The sequence below is a fragment of the Paraburkholderia fungorum genome (assembly GCF_902833645.1).
In the GTDB taxonomy this organism is placed as follows: domain Bacteria; phylum Pseudomonadota; class Gammaproteobacteria; order Burkholderiales; family Burkholderiaceae; genus Paraburkholderia; species Paraburkholderia fungorum.
Genome location: NZ_CADFGE010000009.1, coordinates 199737 through 220948 on the forward strand (window position 1 = coordinate 199737; position 21212 = coordinate 220948).

Here is a 21212-nt window from a genome sequence, read left to right on the forward strand (position 1 = left end):
GGATCGGTTAGCGCGATGTCGCGCCCTCAATTCCACAATACGGCAGAAACGTTAAAAGTTTCGCCCCTAAGACAGAAATATTTTGGCTCTATTCGTGTCGGCCAGCCCGGAGTGGAAACCCACGACCATAAAGGCGTCGTGTGGCACGTGCATCAACTGACCGCTGGGCAAAATCACCGCCACCTCGCCATTCGACTCGACGAAGCACGGGTACCGCGTACCGATATAGGCGATAGGGTAATGCTGAGGCTCGACATACAACGGGACATCGGGCACGCACGTGCGCAGCATCAGTACCTTGGAAGGTACCTTCTCGCCGAACGGGTAGGTGGCAGAGCGGGTTTCGATGGCAGGACTGTCGGTCGGGATGATGGCGAACAAGCTGTGAAACTCCGGTAGAAGTTAGTGTTACTCGAGCACCTGGCGGACGAGGTAGACGGCTCCGGCCGCAGCGAGCAATAAGCTACCACCCAGGATGACCAGCACCTCGTCGGACCAATTCGCAAAGAGAGCGTCGAGCGCCGTGGGCGTGCTGGACGCTCGCCAGAAGACGGCAAGCGACGTGACGAACGCAACCGCCACAACAAACGTGCTCGCAATCACCGCAAAGACTCGCATCAGCAGACTGCGCGATGGTTCGGGTACGTCGTCGCGAGTCCGCCGGCGGCGGCCAAACCTCACGGATCGAATGGACAAATTTCCCTCCGGGAAAAGGAAGCGGGTCGGCTCGATTCTCCCATCCTAAGCGAACGGCCTGCCAGCCGCTGATCAAATACCTGGACGGCGGCACCTGAAAACGTTCGCTGGATAGTGCGTATCGAATGCGTCGAGTCTGCCTCTGGGTCAAACGAACGCAAATCTAGGGACGATTGCGTTCCCGGAAATCCCATGTTAATGTCCGTTCCAGCCGTTCAGTCGGCATCTCTTTCTTAGGTGTAGCCCCCAAGGCGCCAACGCACCGTCGGCCACTTTCTGGCCCAAGCAACCTCCCGAAGTTACCCTCGCATTGCAAGCGCATGCCTCGTCACGCTTTCGCTGTTTCCGCGGCCGTCTGTCACGAAAGCACCTAGCGGATTCTCCCATGCCGTTAGTTCGTCTCCGGTCTTTCAACTGCCTACCTGGCACACGCAAGGAGAAGATGATGAACGGAAAATTTGAACGCGCAGCCCTGCACGCCTGTGGCCTTGCCGCAGCTGTCCTGCATCTGTTGATCCACGGACACGATGTGGTCGACGAGCGGGGCGATCCGCTGTGGTCGACTCCTGCCGATTCGTCGGGAAGCCCGCACTATGAGGTTCGGCTCACGCCAGATCATCGGTATGCCGCGGTTTTCGTCTCGGCCGGTGGCGCGCACGAAGGCAAGCACTTCGAGATGCTGGACGCTGCAATCGTGCAAATCATCGACTGGCGCGAGCAATACAACGGCTGCAGCTTCTCTCGTAGCGACGACGGCCACGTAATGCTGCCCGCGCACGCTTGAGCAACCGGCAATATGGCTCCCTCTTCCCGAGGGGGCTCAACTGAGCCTCACGCTCAGCTGAGCTCCGAGACGACTCAATCCTTTCGCAACGCCGATTCCGGCAGAAAGGATGAACCATGAAGAGCAACCAAATGGCTAGCCAGACCGATTCCCTCATGCCTGGCACGATCGTATGGTCGGTGCAGATGCATCCGATCTACGACGCGATCGCAGAAGTCCGCCTGATGGCCGACGGTCTGTACCAGATCTGGCATCACTACGGTGAGGGATCGATTCCCTGGGCGGACGACGTCGCCGCTCCGACCCCACGGCTGGAACATGCGATCGCGACCGTTAAGGGATATCAGAAGGCATTCGCCAGCAACTTGGGACCAACCGTGGCAACACGCGCGGGGAGCTTCCATCGGTCGGCGAGCGGCACGCATATGTCGCTCAACTGACCATTAACCACAGCAGACGTCGTCCTTCGGGGCACGTCTGCTTACCTCACGTGTGCCCATGCTCGTGCATCGGCAGGCGGTCAAAGCGATGGACCGTGGTTCTGGTTTCACAACCGCCGGGATTCCGGTATACGAGCCCACCATGAACAGCAACATTTCCGCAGCATCACGATCGAGCTACCCCGCAAAGTCGGAACGGCGCGACCTGAGCCGCACGGAAACAGTCAAGATTGTGCGGCACAGCTTGAAGAAAACCTTTCCCGTTATCAAGTTCGCCGTCCGCAGCAACACTTACGCCGCCCCGGGAGAGGTGCGCGGTTGTCCCGCTCGGCGAAATTGCGGTATAGTCGGCACAAGCCTGACTGCAGGCATCCGTTTGATCATCGCGCTTTCGCGCGGCGGGCCCGGCCCGTTCGAAATCATCGCTCGATTGAGCACCAGCAATTCTCCTGCACGTATTGGGATGTGCCGTGAAGGTATTCACGCCACAGTCTGTTTGCTTTTGTGCTCAGGCGTGCCCGTTTAACCCGCCATTTTTCTGGCACAACTCTTTAATCATGAACCCACGCGGGGCACGTCTCCGTCAGGGGCTGCTCCGTTCTTCGAAAGGAGCAGGAGAAATGAATACCCAAGCAATCGCACATGTCGTCGCAGCATCCGCCAATGTCGAAGCCGGTGTTACCGTTTCCGTCATCGCGTGGATGTCTACCGCTGGCTGGAGCTTCGAATGGTTCTACTCGTCCTTCAAGGCCGAGGAACTGTTCGTCCAGACCAAAGCCGACTGCGAAGATCGTCGCGAGTGCGGCACCCGAGTGGTGTTGTGCGACGTGAAAGTGTCTTCGTACGAAACCGCGTCGGAGGAAATTGAGGCTCACCTCGACGAAATCCTGACCGCCTCGAGCATGTACCCGGCGCCGGACGCCCGTCTCAAGGCGAACCGCACGCTGCATTAAGCGAAACCGGAAGCGCGGCCACACGAAAGTGTGTGCCGCGCCCCTCCATGATGCATCCCATGGTCTGCGATCACGGCATGCGGTACGCGCCGGCGGTCAGTTGGCGGCGCGGGTGCGAACCACTCCAGATTTTCACAGCCGTTACCGGCATCTTTTCAACCCTGTGTGGGCACTCCCACCAGGACGTGCTCCACGTTGAATCTGGAGCATGTCATGAATTCGCAGCCAATTGAACTCGCAACCCAGGTCCTGGAAACGAAGATCCTCGCGGACTTCAGGAGATACCTTGGCCAGACCGTTCGTGTGAGCCGCATCATGGTGGAAGAGGGCGGCCGCTCGGTGTATCGGAATCTCTCTCGTCCCGCGCTGGTCGAGGTGGTGCCGACGGATCGCGCGAAGGTCCTTCACTACTCCACATCCGATCGGATCACCCCGGAATGGAACGTCCGACTTGTCGAACGGCACGAAGAGATTTCCTCGGGGGCATCCCTGCAGGTCTTCGGTACGACCCGGCAAATGAACGGCGAATCGTTCCTCGGCGACGCCGAAATCGTCCCGATGACAGCCTCGCTGATGACGAAGATGGCGATGCTTTCCGCACGCAGCTTCGTCGGCGCATACCGCAAGGTGTTCGCGTAATCATCAAAAGCAGCAGCACCGGGGCCCCGTCCCCGGTGCCCCTTGCCAACCCGCGTTTGAGTGAGCAGCCCGCTCACTCAAGCACAGATTCACGGCTGTGCGCCCCTTCCCTTCAACAACGACACCGAGAGGACTCACATGGTTCATCATCACAGCTTTGATCTCGGCGGCCAGATCGCTGGCGCCGCCGTCCGGGGCGTGGTCTATGAAGGCGAGCACCACCTGTTCCACGGGATGAGCACGCCCGCGGCGATCGCAGTCGGACTGGGCATCATTGCGCTGGTGGTACTGGCCAAGAAGCTAGGCTGGATCTGATAGCTAGCGTCGCTCGAAAGGGCGTCGCCATAGCGGGAGATTCGAACCCCGTTCAAGAAAGGGCCTTTCTAGAATGGTTTAGCTCGACCGACCCCGTTTTGGAGAAGACCCTTGAAATTGACCTGCAAAGCTCTCGCTGTCGCGCTCGTCGGCGTGGCCAGCATCTCCGCATACGCGCAGCAAAACCCGCAACTCGACGCGCCGTTCGGAGCCTCGGCGGCGGGCGAACACCATCGCCGTCACCATCACCATCATTGCGGCGGACCGACGCACGGGGACAGCGACGGCGCCGCGCACGCATGGCATGCGTGTGGCGACCGCGAGAAGCCGATGGTCGATGGGGGACAGGAAAGGACCGATCCGGGCCCGGGCGCCTAAGCCGCCCCCGTAGTTGCTCAGATCGCCTTTGTAGGCGACTGCAAACCCATCGAAGAGGAGTTACCCATGTTCATCGTCAGAAATTTCTTCTATGTAGTCGGGATCGCATTCCTGTTTGGACTGCAGTCCGTGAATCCGGACAACGATGTGCTGCGCCAGTTTGTACTGATTCTCCAGGCCGATAACTTTTGGACGGTGGTCAAGATCGGTACGCTGATCCTGTGCGCATTGGAATGGAGTTTCTCTGTTCCCGTCTCGTCGACTTCTGCCCTCGACGATCTCAAAAGCCTCTGGGATGTTTTGAAGAAGGTCGCTACGAAATTCATGCCGACGCGCTTGGGTCCGGCCGGCGGACCAGATCTCGGGGCAGGGTTTCCCAAGGGTCAAACTAGCGAGGCGAATCACTCGTTCCAACCGACTACTCAAGGAAGCCCTCGGGCGTCTAGGACGCCAGCCGCGGATGCGCAAAAGACCGACCAGCCATTCACTGAACGTGAAACGCTCGTGGCGAAGACGCTATGGAATGATTCCGCATCGTTCACGATCGACGACATATCCGATTTGACGCTTCGCACCTCGAGACAGTGTGCGCGCGAACTCGTCGGCATGGGGCTATATCCGGATCTCGCTGCGGTCAATGCTGAAGTCATCCGTCGCTCGAAAGTGCGGAAAGGCAACGGCTAACGGCCGCGTTATGGAGAGGGGTTTTTTCGAACGCACACATTCAATGAACCGACTCCTGTCCTTCTCCCCTTGATCGCAGGTCTAGCAGGCTGTGGGGTAGTTGCAGCGCCGTGCCGCATCACCTCGGCCGGCCTCGACATGATCCCGGTTGTAGGCCATGCCCTGGCAACTCCGACCAACGCTTGCGCGTCAGCGATCGACTAAACGAAGAAGGCCGCCCACGCAAACACGCGGGCGGCCATGGGAGCCTGATACGGCCCGGGCGGATCAGTAGGCGGGGCGGCGGCGCGTCATCAGCTTCACAACCGTGAAGATCACGAGTCCGATCAGGATGATCTCGCCCAGCCCCATGCCGCGGAAGATGAGGCGCTCGCCAGCGTAGATGACGCCGCGCACGGCAGCGACCGCGATTTCGTGCCCGAGGCTGAAGTGGTGGTAGCCCATGTGGTTCCCTTGGTTGGTGATGAACATTGGACCAGCATCTCCCGACCGGGCGGGAATGCAAATGACTGACACCCGAAAATCCCACCCTAGATCGCCACTCATTCGCGCTTTCAGTCCCGCATTCTCCGGGCACACTGAACGCATCCTAAACCCATTCGAGGTCAATTTTGAGCCAGTGGACCAAAGGTTGGAAGGCACCCGTTATCTCAGCGACCGTGGGCGCACTGATTGCTGCTGGCGTCTCCGCATGGATTCACCCGCACGATGACTACAAGCGCACCGACGTCGGCTACGAGCTCGCGCAAACCCCGTCTATTCTGCCCGACGCCGCGGCCGCTGAACGCGACGTCGTGACTGACTATTTCTACTACGGCTGCCCGCACTGTCGCGCCTTCGAACCTATGCTCGAGGCGTGGGCTAGGCAACATGGCCCGTCCGTCACCCTGAAACGCGTCCCTGTCACAGGCGACCGTGCGGAGTTGACCCGTGAGGCGGACCTCTTTTATGCGCTCGATAGCATCGGCGCGATTCCACGCCTGCAGGAGGCCGCGTTCCAGATCGTCGCGCGGAATGCCGATTTCCCGGCATCGGACCACGACCTGGCAGAGTGGGCAACGGAGGAGGGCATTGAGCCTCAACGTCTGGTGGACGCGTATCACGCGCCGGACATGCAGGCTCGAATCGACGCCGGCGACAAAGCGTTCCGAGCGAAAGACCTAGCTGCGGTTCCGGCCATCGCCGTGCACGGCCGCTGGATCGTCACGGCTGCCACGGCCGGCAGCATCGAAAACATGCCCGGTGCGATGACCGGCGCTTTGAGTGCGGCGCAAAGGCCAGGTTCCTGATCGCTCAGAGGGCGACGTCGATCTCCCGGGGAAGGCTCGCGGGATCGATGACCTGAATGCGAAGACGGACCTGCTGGACGCTCAGCGGATCCCGCCCACGGGGGTCGAACTGGAACCGTTGGTGATCCAGCATCCCAAGGGAACTGTCGACCAACGCTCGGTGAAAGACGGTTTCGATTGACACGCCGGTCTTCTTGGCCAGCATCTTGGCCAACTCCAGCGTCGGCCGGTTCATAACGACCGGCTCTTGCGCCGCGTCGAGGCGCAACAGGCGCGTGACCTGGGCGATGTCCTTTTGCAGGAATTTGTAGCCGAGCGCCGCCGCCAGCTCGCCGATACTCTCACGCGTGAGCGGTCGGCCGACGCTCTTGGCCCTCAGGTTCGCCAGCACTTCATCCGTGATCGCGGTCGTTTCTCGGTCGACGACATTCAGGTATAGGCCGATCATCTGGCGGTAGGTCAGAGACAACCCCAGCTCTTCCACGGCCAGTTTCAGGTTCGTCTTCGTGGGCTTGCGCTCGCCGAGTTGCGCCCGTACTCGTGCAAGGACCTCGGAGGTCGGCGCGATCGGTGTGCGGCGCAAAGCAAGCGCGAGCTTGTTGAAGTCACCCGCACGCAGCACGACCCCCATCCCGCGCAGCTCGGCGCGGATCTGGCTGTCGGGAAAACCGACGTTCGGGTCGGCCGGGTCGCCGAATCGTTTGAGGAGGGGCGGCACCAGGGCGTTGAGATCAACGACGTCGGATTCCGCCGATTGGGCAGTGTACATATTGAACCCTTCAGGAAAGAGCCGAAACAAGGCCGGGGCCGGCGCGAGGCCGCACCCCGGTCACGATCACACCGAGCCGTTTGGTGCGCGCAGGACAACCTTCGCTGCTTGCTCCACGTCCGATTCCCGAATGTCGGTCGTTTCTTCGCGCAAACGGCGAACTGCTGCGGCGTCAATCGCCTTCTGGATCACGGCGTCGGCATCGGCGATCGAGTGGCCTCGCAGCTGCTCGCAAAGCAGCGATTCGACCGATGCTTCGAGTGTCCAGCCGTCGAGGCCGCCCAGCTTGGCGTGGATATACGCCTGCATATCCTGGGCTTCCGGCACGTCGAAAACGATTTTTTCCTCGAAGCGGCCACCACGTACCGCCGCGCTGTCGATCCGGTCGTAGTAGTTCGTTGCGGCAATGAACAGCAGATCGCGCACGCGACCGCCCGCACCGTCGATGGTGGTCAGAATCTTCTCGGTCAGCATGCCGTAGTGCGAGTATTGCCGGTCGCGCAAGATGCCATCCGCTTCGTCGAGGAACACGATGGCGGGGCGAATATCGCAGGCCGTCTTGTAGATCTTGTCCCACGAGTCGGGTTTCGCGATGATCTCCGCGCCGGTGATCTTGAGGAACGCGTAATCGGACTCCTTCGCAAGCGACATTGCCGCCTGCGTCTTGCCCGTACCCGGCGGGCCTTCAAAGATCATGCCGGTAGGCAGACGGCTACCCATCTTTTCAAGCGAGTACACGTTCGCCATTTTGAAGGCCATGTCTTTGAGGACGTTGCGCGATGCCTCCGGCATCAGAATCTCGTCGATACCCTTCACTGTTTCCGAAAGCTTGCCCTTGCGGCCCTGAACCAGTCGCAGCGCGCGCATACCGATCTCGAAGCTGAGCTTGCCAGCGAATTCCCCGCTCCGGCGCATGTCACCAATCTGCTCGCCAACGGCGGTTAAGCGTGCTGCGCTGTACCCCGCCCAACGCTCAGCCAGCGTCGCGACCACGGCAGGCTCGGCCACGTCGTAACCCGCGGTGCTGCCGATCGCGCGTCGCAGGATTGCTTGGCGAGCCTCCTGATCCGGAGCGGGGATCTCCACCTTGAAGTCGAAACGCTTCTCGCGGATGCCGGCGCTGTCGAGATCGTCCAGATGGTTCGTCGCCGCTACCAACACAATCTTCGTGCCGCGCAGGTTCACGATCTCCGTCAGCATCGTGTTCGTCAGGTCGCGATCCATGTGGTGCGAACCGTTGCCGCCACGCTCCTTGAGGAACGAGTCGATCTCGTCGATGAAGAAGACACCGAAGCCCGTCTTGCGCGCCGCCGCGAAGGCTGCTTTTACCTTCTGCACCGACTCGTTGACCCACATCGAGGCGATATCGCTGTAGGCGATCGAAAAGAACGGCACGTTTAGTTCGCCCGCCAGCGCTTCGGCAAACATCGTCTTGCCGTTACCCGGCTCACCGAACAACAGGATACCGTTGCGCGGGTTGGCGCGGGCCGCGATCACGTCCTTGGCGGCTGAGAACAGCCGGTCCTTGGTCTCGGCCATACCCACCACGTCCACGAACTTGTAGCGAGGCGTGCTCATGCTGTCCGAGAAATCGTAGGTCGGCATCGGCGGCTGAGGCGGCTGATTCTGGTTGCCCTGCGGTGCTTGGCGCTGCGCGGGTGCGGCAGCAGCCTGAGTGGGGGCATGGGCCTGAACCGGGTTCATCTGCTGTGGTGCACCGCCGTATATCCGGGCCCGCGCATTGAGCAACGCCGGGCGGATCTGCGGGTGCGCGAAGAGCAGGAACGTCCAGACACCCATCACCGTCAGCATGGTCGACCAGCCCGCGTGCGGGAGCGCGGCAACCGTGATGGCGCCAACCCCCACCAAGGCGTAGGCCAACAAAAACTTCCAGGCCTTGTAGAAGTCCGGGAGCGCGATGAGAACGGGCACTACGATCGTCGCGAACGTCAGTTTGTCGATGTCCGTGGGCGAGACCTGGCCACCATGCGAGACGTGCGAGAAGGCAATCGCCCAAACGCACAGACCGATGATGCGGATCAGCCAGCCAACAGTGACCAGGGGCATAAGCGGATTCATAACCACCTCATTCATCACGGCAGGCCCAATTGCCATACCGAGTTCATACCTTCATTGTCCCGTCATTCTACGAAATGCAAACGAACGTGGAAATAGCGCCTCTGTGAATGGATAGCGGCCATTCCTGAGCTGGACTTGAGCGTTGTTTGGGTGTCAGGGCCGAGCAACCGCACCGAAGCACGGATATTTCCACGTGCAAATTCTTCGGGTATCATCCACATATCCATCCAATGGATGGCGTCCTCTTTCTCAGCAGCCGCGCTGGCGGCATCAAGTGAAAAAGGGAGGACGAAATGGAAATTCCTGTTCCTGACATTGGGAACCGCTCGTACGAGCGAATCCTGAAAGTCATTCAAGTGAAAGAGGTCGTAGGTCCGGGCCAAGTCACGAAGTTTGTGGCTCCCAGACATCGCTACTACGATCCGAACAACGCCCCCGGTCATATCTTCGACGTCGGGCAACTTCAACAGCGCGACCTTCGCGAGATTCGAACGCAGCACGAGTTCGAGTATCCGGACTTCATCGCGCGCACCATCCTCCAATCTCCGCAGTTCGATTACGACGAAGCGCGTGTTTTCCAGTTTCACCGGAAGACGTGCAACTCGCAATTCGTCTACGGCACTGTCATCACGGACAGCAGCTTGAACCTGATCGACTACTGCATCAGCGGTCCGCGTCTCGAGCAACGTCGCACGGTACTTCATCCGCTGCTGCGCGCGCTATGCACGCCCGGTTCTCTCAACGTCCGGCTGCACTGAAACGCGTTTCACCTCAAGCAATCTTCCATCGAAACACTCGGCTCCGTTCTGGACCGTGATCACCCAGGAGCTTTCATCATGGCAAATGCTATCGGCTCGGCCTTCGTGCTGAGCGGCGTTCGATCGCAATGCGGCACTCCGGATGCTCGTCTCTTCATCCGTCGCGAGACGAGTGCGGCGGCAGCATGAGCGACATCGTGGAGACAATCCGGGAGGCGGACACAAGCGGAAATGCATTCCTGCTTCGCGTTCAACTTCATTCCGGTGAGACGCTGCGCGGTGCGGTTATGGGACAGTCGTTCGACGACATGGAGCGCACGAAGACGGTCGATCTCGATCTGTGGCATCCGGACCGAAGCGACCCGATCGATGCGGAACGTCTCGTGCTGTTCGACGAGATCAAGCACTTTGAAGTCGAGTGGTAATCGACGGAGGTCCTTCGGTACTGCCCCCAACAAGCAATCAACAAGGCAGCCATCGGAAACGATGCGCTGCCTTTTTTCATCATGAAGGGCACAAGCCCACGTAACACTGGAGAACAGCAATGCATCAAATCACCATCAATGAACTCGGTCGCGCTGAAATGGCTTGGGCTGGTGACAAGCCGTGGCACGGTTTGGGCCAACAGGTTCAGCAGGGCGCTTCGATCGACGAGTGGCGTCAAGCCGCTGGTCTGGAGTGGTCGATCCTGCGTCGGCCAGTTCGCTTCAATTCCTCGGAGGAGGAAGGGGGCGACACGCTGCGGCTTGACGGCCACGACGTGCTTGTGCGAAGTGACAACCTGAAGGGCCTTTCGGTCGTGACGAAGAAGTACCGAGTCGTTCAACCGGACTCGGTTCTCGGGTTCTTCCGCAACCTGACGCAGAGTGCCGGCTTCCAGATCGAAACGGCCGGCTCGATGCGAGAAGGCCGGACGATCTGGGTTCTTGCGAACACAGGGCTCAAGGAGGACATCGTGCCGGGCGATAACGTGAAAGGCTATTTGCTCCTCGCGACGTCGTACGACAGCGCGATTGCAACGACGGCGATGTACACGAGCACTCGGGTGGTGTGTAACAACACCCTTCGTCTCGCGCTGAACCGGGACGTCGAGAGCCAGGTGCGTATTCGTCACGACGCGGAATTCGATCCGGATGTGGTGAAGAGCCAGCTCGGCATCCTCGCCGACGAGTCGTGGAGCACCTTCGTCACCCGCATGAAATCGTTCGCGGGCACGTCGATGGGCAGCACCGAAGCCGGCATCGTGCTGGCGGGAGTGCTTGCGAAGCAACAAGCTGACAACGTCGCGACCGACGCAACTGAATCGCGGGGCTACAAAAAGATCCTGGAGCTCTTCAACGGTTCGGGTCGCGGCTCGGAAATGAGCGGTGTGCGTAACACCGCTTGGGGTCTGGTGAATGCAGTCACGCAGTATGTGGACTTCGAGCGCCAGGCGCGCAACAACGAGACGCGACTCAACAGCGCGTGGTTTGGTCCGGGATCTCGCCTCAAGGACGAAATCGTCTCGGAGTTGCTCGAACTCGTGTAATCCATGAAGTAACTTTTCCCTCCCGCCGCAAGGCGTGGAGGGATTCCCCCAAACGCTCCGCCGGGCCGCGCCGCCCCGCCGAGCTGACGCTCGCTCGTTGTCAACGCCCATTGGGCACAAAGGAAAAATCATGAATAGCGTCTCGAATACATCGGAAACCAGATCTATCGGAGCGGTGAAAGGCGACGTCGGCGAAGTTGCGGTGGTCACCGTTGATCTGATCAAGCGGGGCGTGGCGGTCTATCGAGTCGGAGATGTCTTTGGGAACCTCACGCCGAGCGAGCAGGACAAGTGGTTTGTGTCCGTGTCGGACGGCTCGCCGCTCGCTGAAAAGGTCATGGATATTCCGCTTGCATCAACCGAAGCGGAGGCGTGGGAATTGGCGATCATGTTCCTGGCAACGCACCACGCGATCTCCGGGGACTTGCGCGAGGGCTTGAAAACCCATCGCCGGACGGTCGCGCGAATGCTGAGAGATATCCGCGACCATGCGTCTTACAGCGTCTACTGCGAGATCGAGGTGTCAGAGCATTACGGCCACCCATTGACGGCGTGGGATCGCTTGGTCTGCTGGCTGGGCGGCGCTGCAACAGGCTTTTTCAACGACCATTGCTGGATGCCAATCACCTGGCGTCTCACTGGCAGAACTCGCGCCCAGTGGGACGCTTTCGTGAATTCGACATCGGATAACGTCGAACCGTCGACCGACTTCCGTGAAGAACAAGCGCTCCGGTAGCATCTCCGTGCGAAAGTGCGCGCGTGGTGATTGCCATGGCATGCGGAATCGGCGCTGGACATTCGCGCCGCATGTAACCAATCTGCCTCAAATCCGCCCGCTGTGCGTTCCCTCTCGAAGGGAGCGCCAGCGGGTTTTCCTATTCTTGCCTAGCACCCGTTGCATGGCCCCCGTTGAGCCTGGCGGACCACAACGTTATTCCTCGCTTTGCTCGTCATCGTCATCCGGTTCTTCCATCAAGCGGGTCACCTGTGCGATCTCGAAGGCGCGGACTCGACTGGTTTCCGTTTGGCGAACTACCCAGCGCTGAACGTTCGGGTGGTACGTCTCGATCTCATACCACGGGACCTTCCCACCGGTGGCCGAACGCATCGTAACTCGGACAGGGAAGCGTCGATCGCTGTCCGCAGCGAGAAACAGGACGCAGCGCGCTTTCGTCGCCACGATTGTTTGCTCCTCAGCATACTCTGCGGCAAAAGCCGGAATCGCTTGCTTCGCAAGGGACTTCAGTTGTTGGGCTCCGCCGTGCTGCTTCGCACCGAGAGTTGCGGGCCGGCTTGGTCGCCCGTCCGGATAGCGGAAGGGGACGCTTTTCCACGGATTCGAGATATGCGTATCTCGTGTCCGAAAAGCAGTGTGGAGCAACGCGGCAATATGGGTCCGCGGAGTGGGTGGGAACGCTAACAATATGATGTTTCGAGCCATCGGCTTTTTCCTTGTCACCGAACGTATTGGGGCGATTTCCATCTGTCCGCGAGGCTACGGACATGCCTTGATATCGGCACGGAGTGGCTGTATTTTAGGTGTCGTCCGAATGACATCAAGACTGATTCAACACCTACAAAGGATGGTTCACGATGCAGATAAAAGTAACGATCACCCGTAACGGCGTTCATCTGTTCGCGAACGTGTACACGGCCTCTGTCGAAGGGGATGTGGAGCGGGCTGTGTCGGACGCGCTCAGCGAAGCGCGGCGAATAGCCGGCGGCGCACTCTTCGACTACCTGATTAACGTCGGCGAGGCGTAGTAGGCGAGCCAGAATCGCCTGCTAGACGTGAGGTGATTGCGGACCGGATGGGCGCTGTTGGAGCGCGCCATCCGAAGAACAAGCGATAGATAGTAGGAATATCCGTGGATCTACAAAACAACCGTGTCTATCCGACGCGAGATATCGAGAATTGGTTATCTGAGTCTGCGGGCCTTACGCGAGGCTCCAGGGCGTGGTCACAGACGCTTAAGGCGGCCCGGCAAACGCTGGTTGACGGGGAGGCATATTTCTTCGAGCGAGTCAGTGATACCCACTTTCGAGTGCACCGCGCCGACGCGGAAGGTGTTCGAAACGTCATGAGGATACTGGATGAGGCGACGGCTACGCGCAGCCAACGTCTCTGGCTAATCGCTCTGGCGTGCCTATCGATCATTCTGTGTCTGGGCGGCGCCATTGGCCTTGTGACCACCCTTGTCAGGCATTTTGTCCTCCACGCCTACTAGGGCACCAAATACTCGCTTTGGCGAATACAGCCGCTGTCTCGATTGAGTTTGCGTTAAAGGAAACATTCGATTCAACCGTAAATCGGCATTATTGGATGATTTACAGGCTAACAAAAGAACGTTCAAGGCGAGGGCAGCATGACTCAACTGAATCTCTATGGCGATGCGCGCAACGTGACCATCGGCGGCCATGGAGTAGACATTGCAGCCCAGCGTGCCGACGACCTCGACACGACTGCGCTCGAGTTCCTGATCGACGTCGGCAGCGGTGCACGCGCGCTGGATGCCGCCAGCGCGTCTGGCGGCCAAGCTGCCCGCATGGCGATCGCCGGCGCCGACGTCGTGGCGCTCGACATCGACGATTACGCTGAACTCTGCCGCGCGACGGCGGCCGCCCACGGCGTTGAGGCACGAGTCCGCTTCGTGCAGCAAGATCTGACCGCTCTCGACGACGCGAGTGCGGTGGCGATCGGGCAGTTCGACGCGATCGTTTGCCAGCGGATGATTCACTACGTTCCGTATTCCAATGCCATCGACATCGCGCGCAAACTGAAGAGCCTGCTCAGGAAAGGCGGCCGGATGTACCTGTCCGCCTCAGGGCTGCACAGCGAACTTGGGTGCGGCTACGCCGCGGCGAACCTGCCGATCGAAGCGCGCTACGCAGCGCTGTCCGACGAGATGGTCGAGCGGCACGGCATCAACGGCCCGGTATGCCTCTACAGTGTGGCGAACCTAGCTCAGCTACTCGAGACGGCCGGGATGCGCGTAGAGCGTGTCTATGCGTCCGCATTTGGCAACATCAAGGCAATCGCATGGTAAAGACGGGACTGGTCATAGGCTCCGCGCACCTCGACATTCTCGCTCGGCCCTCCGCCGAGTCGGATCACAAGGACCGCATCGGATCGGTAACGATCGAGGCGGGCGGCACTGCCTGTAATCTAGCCTTCAACCTGCGCCGGCTCGGGCGGCCGGTACGGCTCTTGACTGCATGGGGTGCCTCGCCCATCGAGCGCCTGATGGGCGGCCATATTGAGGACAAAGGTGTTGACCTGCTTGCCGACGAGATCGAGGGCATGCCGCTCGCTGCCTTCGTCGCACAACTGACGGTGCAAGGCGACATGCACACCGCCGTTTCCGCCACGCCCGTCGACACGCATACGTTCCAGGAGCCCCGGATTCGCGAGGCCATGAACGGCATTGGTTATGTGATCGTCGAGGCGAATCTCAACGCGGCGTCGCTGCGCTCAATCATTACAATCGCCAAGGAGGCTGCGGTCCCGGTCTTCGCCCTGGCGGTGTCGCAGGACAAGGTCGCACGGCTGGCGGACGTCCTCCCATGCGTTGGGGCCGTGTTCATGAACGGTGCCGAGTCCGAACGCCTCATGGAGGTCATGCAGGCCATCGACCCGGCCGACCTGGCTAAGGCCACTGGCACGACACTCGTCGTTACGCGCGGCGAGCGGGGTGCAGTTGTATATCTGCCAGGCGAAACCCGCTTGAAGATCCCCGCGCCGCCGCTTGAGCACGTCGACACTCTGCTCGGGGTCGGGGATGCCTTCTCGATGGGGATCATCGACGGCGTGGTGCAGGACGGAATGCCATTTGAGGTCGCAGCGCAAAGGGCGCACGGACTGATCCGCGAGATCGCGCAGCAGACAGCCTGCAACGCTTTCTCCATGAACGCGCTCAACAACATCGTCAGTGCCTTGTACGAGACCGCTCGGAACGACCAGCTCACACGGTTGATGCGCCGGTCTGCTTTCGAGGTCGAGTACACCCGGTTTGAAGCTGGGTGGGGCCATACGCTGATTATGGTCGACTGCGATCACTTCAAGCGAGTCAACGACCTCCTCGGCCATCACACCGGTGATCTGGTGCTGCAGCGAGTTGCCGCCGTGCTCGAGAGCAGCGTGCGAGCATCGGACATGCCATGCCGTTGGGGTGGGGATGAATTCGTGATCTTGCTGCCGCACACAAGCGCCGAAGACTCGGTGCAGGTTGCGGAGCGCGTCCGTGGGCGCGCACGTGGAGCGGAACTCTATGGGGTGACGCTATCGATGGGTATCGCCACCAGCCTGCCCGGCGACACACTCGCGTCTCTGATGAAACGTGCCGACGCTGCGATGTACCGAGCCAAACAGGCGGGCCGCGATTCCTTTCAGATCGCTGGAAAGGTCGAAGCGATTTGAGGCCGCCGGCGGCGGCCTCTGCTGTCAGGCTGCGATTGCAACCAGAGGCTTCTTGGTGGCCAGACGCCCCTCGGCAAACTCACGCTGCAGATCAACCGCAGCCAGCGCCGGACTGATCAGCCAGCCCTGAATGAGATTGCAGCCGAGCTTGATGAGCGTTTCCTTCTGCTCCTGCGTCTCTACGCCTTCCGCGATGATGTCCATGCCGAGTTGACGGGAGAGCTCGGTGATCGCCTTGATGATTTCCAGATCGTTGCGCGAGGAGGGGAGCTTCGAAACGAACTGGCGATCCATCTTGATCGCCGAGAACGGCAAGTTTTGCAGATAAGTCAGGCTCGAGAAACCCGTGCCGAAGTCGTCAATCATGATTCGGACGCCGCGGTCACGTAATTCCTGGAAGGTTTTGTCGGCAGCGTTGCTGTTGTGTACGAGACCAAGGCTTTCCGTTACTTCGAGAACCAGCCGCGACGGGGTTAGGCCACTGATGATCAGTGCCTCGTCGAGATATGCGAGGAATTCTTCGCGATTGAACTGGAGCGGCGACACGTTCACCGACAGGTAGGGGATGAACAGGCCCTCCCGCTCCCAGGCGACCATCTGCTCGCAGCCCTTCAGCAGAATCCATCGACCCAATGCGTGGATGCAGCCGGTCCGCTCAGCAGCCGGGATGAACACAACAGGCGAGATGCTGCCGCGCTTTGGATGCGTCCACCGCGCGAGTGCTTCAACCCCCACGACCGCTTGAGATGAAATCTCACAGACCGGCTGATAGTTGATTGAGAAGTGGCCTTCGTACAGGCCCGTCAGAAGCTCGTTCTGGAGCTCTGGCCAAGGCGAATCGATCTGGAACGTTTGGTCGCGCGAGCCGCTCCGTCCAGGCGATTTTTGCAGGTAGTCTCGCGCGTAACTGATGACTTCCCAGCAAGATCCGTCGCGGGGCTCAGCATACGAGACAGCGTATTTGATCACATACTCCAGCAGGTTCTCGATCAGTTGAGTGCTGCCGCGAATGTCCTGGTCTACGGAGAGGGAAGGCGTCACGGTATTAGGCTCTCAATGTAGGTGGATCGTGAAGGCCTCCGACTTGCGGAGGCGTGCCATCTACAATGATTACAGAATCGAGCCTGTCAACCGTTTGAATGTCGAAGGAGTTGCCCCTTCGATCGCAAGTGCCAGCAGAGAGCGGGAAGGAGGCCGTCGCGAGCAGATTTGAGGCCGGGCGTCCAGCCGCGCTTCGTGTCCTCGGCGCGCTTTATTAGCCGTTCCTCCCGTATCTGGCGGGGCGTCAGCACATATACGAACCGCCAACGTTCTATGTCATTCAGGAGAGCCAGGTGCTCTACGTGCGCGGGAAACCCGTCGATCACGACCTTCTCGAGACTGCGCGCGTAATCGAGGATCACGGAAGCGGCGCGGGCATCGAGCGCCTCTCCCGGAACGTGGCGAGCCATCACCTGGAGCAGACGTACGGGTATGTCAGCCGGGCGAGAGCCCCGGCGGGCGAGACGGCCAATCAGGCCAATGCTCAAGTGGACATACCCCTGCGCAGCTAGATTGCGACCGATGGTGCTCTTGCCACAACCATGCGGGCCCAGCAGGAAGACATGGGAACCAACATTGACGTTCATGGCCGGCGAGCCACTCACGCTTCCGCCGGTTGAGTGCCGAACAGAAAGTTCGATTGTGACCGTGCGCTGCGTACCTCAGCCGTGTGCGAAACGTAAAAATCTGAGCGGTCCTGTTCGACCAGTCGGATGACCTCCTGGATCTGCGCGATGCGTTGTTCCAGGTTCGCTTTCACATCAACCGTGGGGGTACCTCGGGCGCTCCCCGGTGCCGCGCTCGGAAGCTCCTTGCGAAGGGTGCGAACTGCATCACGTAGGCAATCGGTCGCGTCGCCGAGATTGGCGTAGACATTTTCCCAGTTGCGACTCATTTGTGCCTCTGCTTGTTAGGTTGCGGAATGATCTTGGGACAAACAATGGGAGCACTAGCTCCGTTCTTGATGACGCACTTAATCTCGGATGTCACGCGGGGTACGCCGGCTTGTTCCGCCGCCGCCTGAAAAACATCGCGGTGCTGCCATGATAGGAATGCCCACCAGATCAGGACAGCCATGGTCGCGGCTCGGCGTGACCATGGCGAGAGGAGACCCGGGAAGAGCATACCGCGACGGGTGATCAGCTAACGATCTGCTCGACCATACCTTCGATGCGGCCAAACGATTCGAGAGCGCCATACATGTACTCGCCCTTGATCGCGCCCATATTGATGAGCGTGCCCTTCACGGTGGCTTTCCCCGAGTGCTTGCCCAGCACGATCAGCGTTTCGCACTCGATGTTGATCGATACGTCCGCGTCGGCATCGATAACCACCGTGCCGCCCGACTTGATCAGCGATTCCGGGCTATGCATCGTGCCCTTGAAGAGCGCGCCCGCGCGAGTCTTGATGGTGCCGTCGAGTTCGAAGTCACCGGAGAACGTCGAACGGATGTTGTGCTTTTCGTGGTCGAGATAGAAGACACCATCGCTGTCGCGGCCGAAGTTGTTGATCAAACGATCGAACATCGTGCGCAGGTTCGGCAGCGGAGTACGCGAGCGGGCCCGGGTCGGCGCCTGTTGCTGTTCGGTCTGCGGCTGGTCCGTTGCGCGAAACTTGTCGAGATAGGAAACGGCGGCGCCGGTATCGACTTCATCGTGTTGCTGTGCTGCGTTCTGCATGGAATGCTCCTGGTCTTCAGTAGGCGACAAAGTTGCCGCGGGAGGTAGAGAAGCCGCCGCCGTGCTGTTGGACGGAAAGCAGCGTTGAACCGTCGGGAAGGGTCTGCCCGACAGAAACCTGTTTCATTTGGCCGTGATCGCTCACGACGAGTGCGTCACCGTTCTTCGTGATGACATTGAACTTGGGCTTGACAGGGCCATCGGTCGAAGCGTTTTGCTGCGTCGGTTGCTGACTGCCGTCGCTCGGCGGCAGAGTCGAAATCGAAGGGGTCTGCGTTGCGACCGGCATGAGCTGCACGTCGACCGTGTCGCGGCTCGGTTGCGCGGGCGGTGGCTGAATCGGTTGCGCTTGAGGTTGCGGGGCCGGGCGATTGATCACTCGGGGCACGGCGGACTCGTGCGCAGGGTGAACGATAAGGACGCGTGGGGCGTTTTCCTTCCGCGGCGCGACATGTGCTGGCGGCGCCTCCGCGGGCGCAGCTACTGGCGCGGGAGTCGCTCCGAGCAATGTCACGGCATCCCCACCACCGTCCTCATCACCCTGATCGTACGGTGAAGTGAAGGTTGGCGAGTGGATCGTCAGGTGGATCGGCCCTTTCTGTCCATCGTCGCCATAGGCCGGCATGTTCATCGGGAAAGGCCCTCCGCCCGGCAAAGGTATCCAGCCCTTCGCTGCGTCGTGAGCGAGGTGCGCGTCCTCTCGTGCCTGGGCCGGACTGTCGCCTGCTGCCGGTGGCGTAAAGGTACTTGGCGTGATGCTCGGGTAGTACGCAATCGCGGGGTACACGTTCGGCTGTCCATGCAGCGCTTGGTCGACGGGATCGTCAGCCTTGCGCCACGGCGTAAGGAAGTGCGGGATGCCGAAGTGCACGGACTGAAAGACCGTTTGCACATCGACATGCACGAATCGGGTGACGCCCATCAGCGCCATGAAACCGAGAAATGCAATCAGAGCGCCTCGACCCAACGCTTTCGCGACCGCCGCCACGCTGGCACGCATGCGCCCCGGCATCTTGGCTGGCATCGTTGCACGTGAGCGCGATGCTGCTGGCCGAGCGGAAGCACGGTTGTGCTCGATGGGCACAGATGCCGAGGGGAACTTCAGTGGCGGGACATACCATGTTGCCTGACGGGAAATTAGCCACTGGTTGATACGATAACGAAGTCGCTCCGAGACCGGCAGTCTCGGCATTTCGTCCGGGTGCTTCGGGTAGACGAGGACATATTTCCCGTCCTTGAACTGCAGGAAGGGTTTGCCTGGAGCCAGGTGGCGAACTACAAACGGGCCCGTCTTCACCATCGTGATGGTGGGCCGTGGTTTCGCTACGCTGTGCGGGTAGATCGCGTCACTCATGATGGGTGAAACGATACGTGATGAGCCGACGCGCGTGGCGCTTGAATGCCTATGGAATTAAGGAGCCTTTCCCGGAAACGGAAAACCGCGTGAGATCGAGATTGGATCGTAGAAGAGGCGGGCCCAAGCTTGCGCGAGCGACACCTCGATATCCATGGTTCGGTTGCGGTCCCACCAGCCATTTCCCAACAAAAGGATCGGTGTTCGGTAGTGCAGATGATAAAGAGGAAGAGAAGCGACCGCCTCAAAGCAAACAAGCAACGAATACCGTTCGTCGCCTATTTTCGCGACGTGCCCGATCGCACTCCAATGCGGCTCGAGCCCCTCTTCGATCATAGGAATCGGCTGAATGGCAGGATAGAACACACGTTCCGGCAAGACCCAGACACCTTTTTGAAGATGCTCGGCCCACTGCACTTTTCCTGATCCCCCTGCAATTAGCCGGACAGCCGTCGGTAAGTGGAGCACGTTGATTTGCCCGGAAGAAACGGGGCCGAGCACGTTCTCCGGCAGCATCATGGTCAGCGTTGGTTCGCCGGATGCGTGAGACGTCGCTGCGGCGCTACGCACGAGTGGCCCATACAGCAGCGCGGCCCGAATCGACTCACCAAAATCCACAGGCGGCCTGTCGACCGGAAGGCTCAGGGCCATCACGCGAGATGTCGCGGGCGGTACGAGAACAGCGTGCAGGTTCAGGAGCGCGGCGCAGAGTACCGGGAGTACAAGCGGCCGCCACGACGCGCGCCTGATCGTCTCGAGAACCGCCCCTGCGGTCAAAATCGTCATCAGTACGCCTAATGCGCCTGTCGATGGGAACCACCAGCCGGCAGCAGCAGCGGGCGGTACAGGAACGATCAGGGCGAGGGGCGGCAGTGACAACGGGATGAAGACCCATGCTGCGCGCTCCGTCGGCATCGCGCGTGGCCTGAAAGCTGGCGCCGTGCAGAACGTCGAGAGCAGGGCGAGCGCAAACCAGAGGGTCAGGGCCATCGGGAGGCCGGCACCTACATCAAGCACCCCGAGCGCCACACTGCTAAGTGCGCCAAGGAACCATCCGTGCAGGTATAGAAAGGACGTTTTCCCGAGCTCGCGCAGGCACCACAAGGTGGCGGGCAGGGCGACGTAGCCCGCGGCCGCAAACGTCGAGCGAGCGCACAGTAGGCCGCAGGAGAACAGGCAGGCAAAAAGGAGGACCGGGTGGACCACCCGGGAGCGAGATTCGGCAGTCATGCAGGCAGAGTAGAGAGTAGGGCAATCCCGTCTGAGGCAAATGACGGTGCCTCATGCACGGACATTCGTTTTCGCACATTCATCAATATCCGGTCGCGGCCGAGTATTGAGCATCGAGAATGGAAAAATCCCGTTGCGACAATAGTGTGCAGCGGCGGTAGCGTCAGGCTCGAACGCTC

The 21212-nt window shown here is 60.3% G+C and carries 29 protein-coding genes; 17 read left to right on the plus strand and 12 right to left on the minus strand.

From position 1 onward, the window contains the following. Positions 1 to 66 precede the first annotated feature (66 nt). Positions 67 to 381 carry a hypothetical protein gene (locus HWX91_RS26380; protein WP_028195495.1) on the minus strand — a complete coding sequence of 105 codons (315 nt, stop codon included), beginning with the start codon at positions 379 to 381 and terminating at the stop codon, positions 67 to 69. Positions 382 to 408: 27 nt separating this feature from the next. After that, positions 409 to 696: a hypothetical protein gene (locus HWX91_RS26385; RefSeq protein ID WP_127837826.1), complete on the minus strand. Its 288-nt coding sequence runs from the start codon at positions 694 to 696 to the stop codon at positions 409 to 411. Between the two features lie 445 nt (positions 697 to 1141). Between HWX91_RS26385 and HWX91_RS26390 the strand changes: the two genes are divergently transcribed. The 9 genes from HWX91_RS26390 (at position 1142) to HWX91_RS41245 (ending at position 5093) form a co-directional block, all read left to right on the plus strand. After that, positions 1142 to 1480 (plus strand): hypothetical protein, encoded by a 339-nt coding sequence (locus HWX91_RS26390; protein WP_028195493.1) that lies wholly within the window; start codon positions 1142 to 1144, stop codon positions 1478 to 1480. 116 nt (positions 1481 to 1596) lie between these two features. Then, complete coding sequence (locus tag HWX91_RS26395; RefSeq protein ID WP_028195492.1) at positions 1597 to 1920, plus strand: hypothetical protein; 324 nt, start codon at positions 1597 to 1599, stop codon at positions 1918 to 1920. A 142-nt stretch (positions 1921 to 2062) separates the two neighbouring features. Beyond that, a complete protein-coding gene (locus tag HWX91_RS26400) occupies positions 2063 to 2446 on the plus strand; it encodes an LPD29 domain-containing protein (RefSeq protein ID WP_127837827.1) in 384 nt (127 codons plus the stop codon). Between the two features lie 94 nt (positions 2447 to 2540). Beyond that, positions 2541 to 2873, plus strand: coding sequence for a hypothetical protein (locus tag HWX91_RS26405; RefSeq protein ID WP_028195491.1), 333 nt, complete (start codon positions 2541 to 2543; stop codon positions 2871 to 2873). Between the two features lie 213 nt (positions 2874 to 3086). Then, positions 3087 to 3512 carry a hypothetical protein gene (locus tag HWX91_RS26410; RefSeq protein WP_028195490.1) on the plus strand — a complete coding sequence of 142 codons (426 nt, stop codon included), beginning with the start codon at positions 3087 to 3089 and terminating at the stop codon, positions 3510 to 3512. 138 nt (positions 3513 to 3650) lie between these two features. Beyond that, complete coding sequence (locus tag HWX91_RS26415) at positions 3651 to 3827, plus strand: hypothetical protein (protein WP_156034508.1); 177 nt, start codon at positions 3651 to 3653, stop codon at positions 3825 to 3827. Positions 3828 to 3938: 111 nt separating this feature from the next. After that, entirely contained in the window at positions 3939 to 4205 is a 267-nt protein-coding gene (locus HWX91_RS26420; RefSeq protein WP_028195489.1) for a hypothetical protein, read from the plus strand. Positions 4206 to 4271: 66 nt separating this feature from the next. After that, on the plus strand, positions 4272 to 4889 hold the full coding sequence (locus tag HWX91_RS26425; protein ID WP_028195488.1) for a hypothetical protein: 618 nt from the start codon (positions 4272 to 4274) through the stop codon (positions 4887 to 4889). A gap of 69 nt (positions 4890 to 4958) precedes the next feature. Continuing rightward, positions 4959 to 5093, plus strand: a complete 135-nt coding sequence (locus tag HWX91_RS41245; RefSeq protein ID WP_313903932.1) for a DUF6726 family protein — start codon at positions 4959 to 4961, stop codon at positions 5091 to 5093. A gap of 63 nt (positions 5094 to 5156) precedes the next feature. Here the strand turns inward: HWX91_RS41245 and HWX91_RS26430 are convergent, their stop codons facing one another. Next, entirely contained in the window at positions 5157 to 5360 is a 204-nt protein-coding gene (locus HWX91_RS26430; protein WP_028195487.1) for a hypothetical protein, read from the minus strand. A 140-nt stretch (positions 5361 to 5500) separates the two neighbouring features. Here HWX91_RS26430 and HWX91_RS26435 point away from each other — a divergent pair, with 140 nt between their 5' ends. Continuing rightward, positions 5501 to 6178, plus strand: a complete 678-nt coding sequence (locus HWX91_RS26435; protein WP_176035681.1) for a DsbA family protein — start codon at positions 5501 to 5503, stop codon at positions 6176 to 6178. Between the two features lie 4 nt (positions 6179 to 6182). Here the strand turns inward: HWX91_RS26435 and HWX91_RS26440 are convergent, their stop codons facing one another. Further along, positions 6183 to 6947 (minus strand): hypothetical protein, encoded by a 765-nt coding sequence (locus HWX91_RS26440; protein WP_028195485.1) that lies wholly within the window; start codon positions 6945 to 6947, stop codon positions 6183 to 6185. Positions 6948 to 7013: 66 nt separating this feature from the next. Further along, positions 7014 to 9026 carry an ATP-binding protein gene (locus HWX91_RS26445; protein ID WP_028195484.1) on the minus strand — a complete coding sequence of 671 codons (2013 nt, stop codon included), beginning with the start codon at positions 9024 to 9026 and terminating at the stop codon, positions 7014 to 7016. Positions 9027 to 9319: 293 nt separating this feature from the next. Here HWX91_RS26445 and HWX91_RS26450 point away from each other — a divergent pair, with 293 nt between their 5' ends. From HWX91_RS26450 to HWX91_RS26465, 4 genes are all read left to right on the plus strand, one after another. Continuing rightward, a complete protein-coding gene (locus HWX91_RS26450) occupies positions 9320 to 9784 on the plus strand; it encodes a hypothetical protein (RefSeq protein WP_028195483.1) in 465 nt (154 codons plus the stop codon). Positions 9785 to 9969: 185 nt separating this feature from the next. After that, complete coding sequence (locus HWX91_RS26455; RefSeq protein WP_028195482.1) at positions 9970 to 10209, plus strand: hypothetical protein; 240 nt, start codon at positions 9970 to 9972, stop codon at positions 10207 to 10209. A 119-nt stretch (positions 10210 to 10328) separates the two neighbouring features. Then, positions 10329 to 11312 carry a DUF932 domain-containing protein gene (locus HWX91_RS26460; RefSeq protein ID WP_081833002.1) on the plus strand — a complete coding sequence of 328 codons (984 nt, stop codon included), beginning with the start codon at positions 10329 to 10331 and terminating at the stop codon, positions 11310 to 11312. A 130-nt stretch (positions 11313 to 11442) separates the two neighbouring features. Further along, a complete protein-coding gene (locus tag HWX91_RS26465; RefSeq protein ID WP_028195480.1) occupies positions 11443 to 12048 on the plus strand; it encodes a hypothetical protein in 606 nt (201 codons plus the stop codon). 195 nt (positions 12049 to 12243) lie between these two features. Here the strand turns inward: HWX91_RS26465 and HWX91_RS26470 are convergent, their stop codons facing one another. Next, positions 12244 to 12753 (minus strand): hypothetical protein, encoded by a 510-nt coding sequence (locus tag HWX91_RS26470; protein ID WP_028195479.1) that lies wholly within the window; start codon positions 12751 to 12753, stop codon positions 12244 to 12246. A gap of 152 nt (positions 12754 to 12905) precedes the next feature. Here HWX91_RS26470 and HWX91_RS26475 point away from each other — a divergent pair, with 152 nt between their 5' ends. The 3 genes from HWX91_RS26475 to HWX91_RS26485 all read left to right on the plus strand — a co-directional run bounded on the left by HWX91_RS26475 (position 12906) and on the right by HWX91_RS26485 (position 15729). Next, entirely contained in the window at positions 12906 to 13076 is a 171-nt protein-coding gene (locus HWX91_RS26475; protein ID WP_156034507.1) for a hypothetical protein, read from the plus strand. Between the two features lie 602 nt (positions 13077 to 13678). Further along, positions 13679 to 14359 (plus strand): SAM-dependent methyltransferase, encoded by a 681-nt coding sequence (locus tag HWX91_RS26480; protein WP_028195477.1) that lies wholly within the window; start codon positions 13679 to 13681, stop codon positions 14357 to 14359. After that, positions 14353 to 15729, plus strand: coding sequence for a GGDEF domain-containing protein (locus HWX91_RS26485; protein ID WP_052660671.1), 1377 nt, complete (start codon positions 14353 to 14355; stop codon positions 15727 to 15729). The genes HWX91_RS26480 and HWX91_RS26485 overlap by 7 nt, the downstream gene beginning before the upstream one ends. Positions 15730 to 15753: 24 nt before the next feature. Here HWX91_RS26485 and HWX91_RS26490 read toward each other — a convergent pair whose 3' ends face one another. The 6 genes from HWX91_RS26490 to HWX91_RS26515 form a co-directional block, all read right to left on the minus strand. Further along, positions 15754 to 16770 carry a putative bifunctional diguanylate cyclase/phosphodiesterase gene (locus tag HWX91_RS26490; protein ID WP_052660670.1) on the minus strand — a complete coding sequence of 339 codons (1017 nt, stop codon included), beginning with the start codon at positions 16768 to 16770 and terminating at the stop codon, positions 15754 to 15756. 86 nt (positions 16771 to 16856) lie between these two features. Beyond that, positions 16857 to 17357, minus strand: a complete 501-nt coding sequence (locus HWX91_RS26495) for an AAA family ATPase (RefSeq protein ID WP_028195476.1) — start codon at positions 17355 to 17357, stop codon at positions 16857 to 16859. Between the two features lie 14 nt (positions 17358 to 17371). Further along, a complete protein-coding gene (locus HWX91_RS26500) occupies positions 17372 to 17665 on the minus strand; it encodes a hypothetical protein (RefSeq protein WP_028195475.1) in 294 nt (97 codons plus the stop codon). Between the two features lie 244 nt (positions 17666 to 17909). Beyond that, a complete protein-coding gene (locus HWX91_RS26505) occupies positions 17910 to 18449 on the minus strand; it encodes a polymer-forming cytoskeletal protein (RefSeq protein ID WP_028195474.1) in 540 nt (179 codons plus the stop codon). A gap of 16 nt (positions 18450 to 18465) precedes the next feature. After that, a complete protein-coding gene (locus HWX91_RS26510; protein WP_127837829.1) occupies positions 18466 to 19803 on the minus strand; it encodes a hypothetical protein in 1338 nt (445 codons plus the stop codon). 57 nt (positions 19804 to 19860) lie between these two features. Beyond that, on the minus strand, positions 19861 to 21033 hold the full coding sequence (locus HWX91_RS26515; protein ID WP_102857271.1) for a carbon-nitrogen hydrolase family protein: 1173 nt from the start codon (positions 21031 to 21033) through the stop codon (positions 19861 to 19863). Between the last annotated feature and the right edge of the window lie 179 nt (positions 21034 to 21212).

Bases quoted from the DNA above. Each gene is read 5' to 3' on its own strand.
- HWX91_RS26390 (WP_028195493.1), top strand. From the start codon at position 1,142: ATGAACGGAAAATTTGAACGCGCAGCCCTGCACGCCTGTGGCCTTGCC.
- HWX91_RS26395 (WP_028195492.1), top strand. From the start codon at position 1,597: ATGAAGAGCAACCAAATGGCTAGCCAGACCGATTCCCTCATGCCTGGC.
- HWX91_RS26400 (WP_127837827.1), top strand. From the start codon at position 2,063: ATGAACAGCAACATTTCCGCAGCATCACGATCGAGCTACCCCGCAAAG.
- HWX91_RS26405 (WP_028195491.1), top strand. From the start codon at position 2,541: ATGAATACCCAAGCAATCGCACATGTCGTCGCAGCATCCGCCAATGTC.
- HWX91_RS26410 (WP_028195490.1), top strand. From the start codon at position 3,087: ATGAATTCGCAGCCAATTGAACTCGCAACCCAGGTCCTGGAAACGAAG.
- HWX91_RS26415 (WP_156034508.1), top strand. From the start codon at position 3,651: ATGGTTCATCATCACAGCTTTGATCTCGGCGGCCAGATCGCTGGCGCC.
- HWX91_RS26425 (WP_028195488.1), top strand. From the start codon at position 4,272: ATGTTCATCGTCAGAAATTTCTTCTATGTAGTCGGGATCGCATTCCTG.
- HWX91_RS26430 (WP_028195487.1), bottom strand. From the start codon at position 5,360: ATGTTCATCACCAACCAAGGGAACCACATGGGCTACCACCACTTCAGC.
- HWX91_RS26440 (WP_028195485.1), bottom strand. From the start codon at position 6,947: ATGTACACTGCCCAATCGGCGGAATCCGACGTCGTTGATCTCAACGCC.
- HWX91_RS26445 (WP_028195484.1), bottom strand. From the start codon at position 9,026: ATGAATCCGCTTATGCCCCTGGTCACTGTTGGCTGGCTGATCCGCATC.
- HWX91_RS26450 (WP_028195483.1), top strand. From the start codon at position 9,320: ATGGAAATTCCTGTTCCTGACATTGGGAACCGCTCGTACGAGCGAATC.
- HWX91_RS26455 (WP_028195482.1), top strand. From the start codon at position 9,970: ATGAGCGACATCGTGGAGACAATCCGGGAGGCGGACACAAGCGGAAAT.
- HWX91_RS26460 (WP_081833002.1), top strand. From the start codon at position 10,329: ATGCATCAAATCACCATCAATGAACTCGGTCGCGCTGAAATGGCTTGG.
- HWX91_RS26465 (WP_028195480.1), top strand. From the start codon at position 11,443: ATGAATAGCGTCTCGAATACATCGGAAACCAGATCTATCGGAGCGGTG.
- HWX91_RS26470 (WP_028195479.1), bottom strand. From the start codon at position 12,753: ATGGCTCGAAACATCATATTGTTAGCGTTCCCACCCACTCCGCGGACC.
- HWX91_RS26475 (WP_156034507.1), top strand. From the start codon at position 12,906: ATGCAGATAAAAGTAACGATCACCCGTAACGGCGTTCATCTGTTCGCG.
- HWX91_RS26480 (WP_028195477.1), top strand. From the start codon at position 13,679: ATGACTCAACTGAATCTCTATGGCGATGCGCGCAACGTGACCATCGGC.
- HWX91_RS26485 (WP_052660671.1), top strand. From the start codon at position 14,353: ATGGTAAAGACGGGACTGGTCATAGGCTCCGCGCACCTCGACATTCTC.
- HWX91_RS26495 (WP_028195476.1), bottom strand. From the start codon at position 17,357: ATGAACGTCAATGTTGGTTCCCATGTCTTCCTGCTGGGCCCGCATGGT.
- HWX91_RS26500 (WP_028195475.1), bottom strand. From the start codon at position 17,665: ATGAGTCGCAACTGGGAAAATGTCTACGCCAATCTCGGCGACGCGACC.
- HWX91_RS26505 (WP_028195474.1), bottom strand. From the start codon at position 18,449: ATGCAGAACGCAGCACAGCAACACGATGAAGTCGATACCGGCGCCGCC.
- HWX91_RS26510 (WP_127837829.1), bottom strand. From the start codon at position 19,803: ATGAGTGACGCGATCTACCCGCACAGCGTAGCGAAACCACGGCCCACC.
- HWX91_RS26515 (WP_102857271.1), bottom strand. From the start codon at position 21,033: ATGACTGCCGAATCTCGCTCCCGGGTGGTCCACCCGGTCCTCCTTTTT.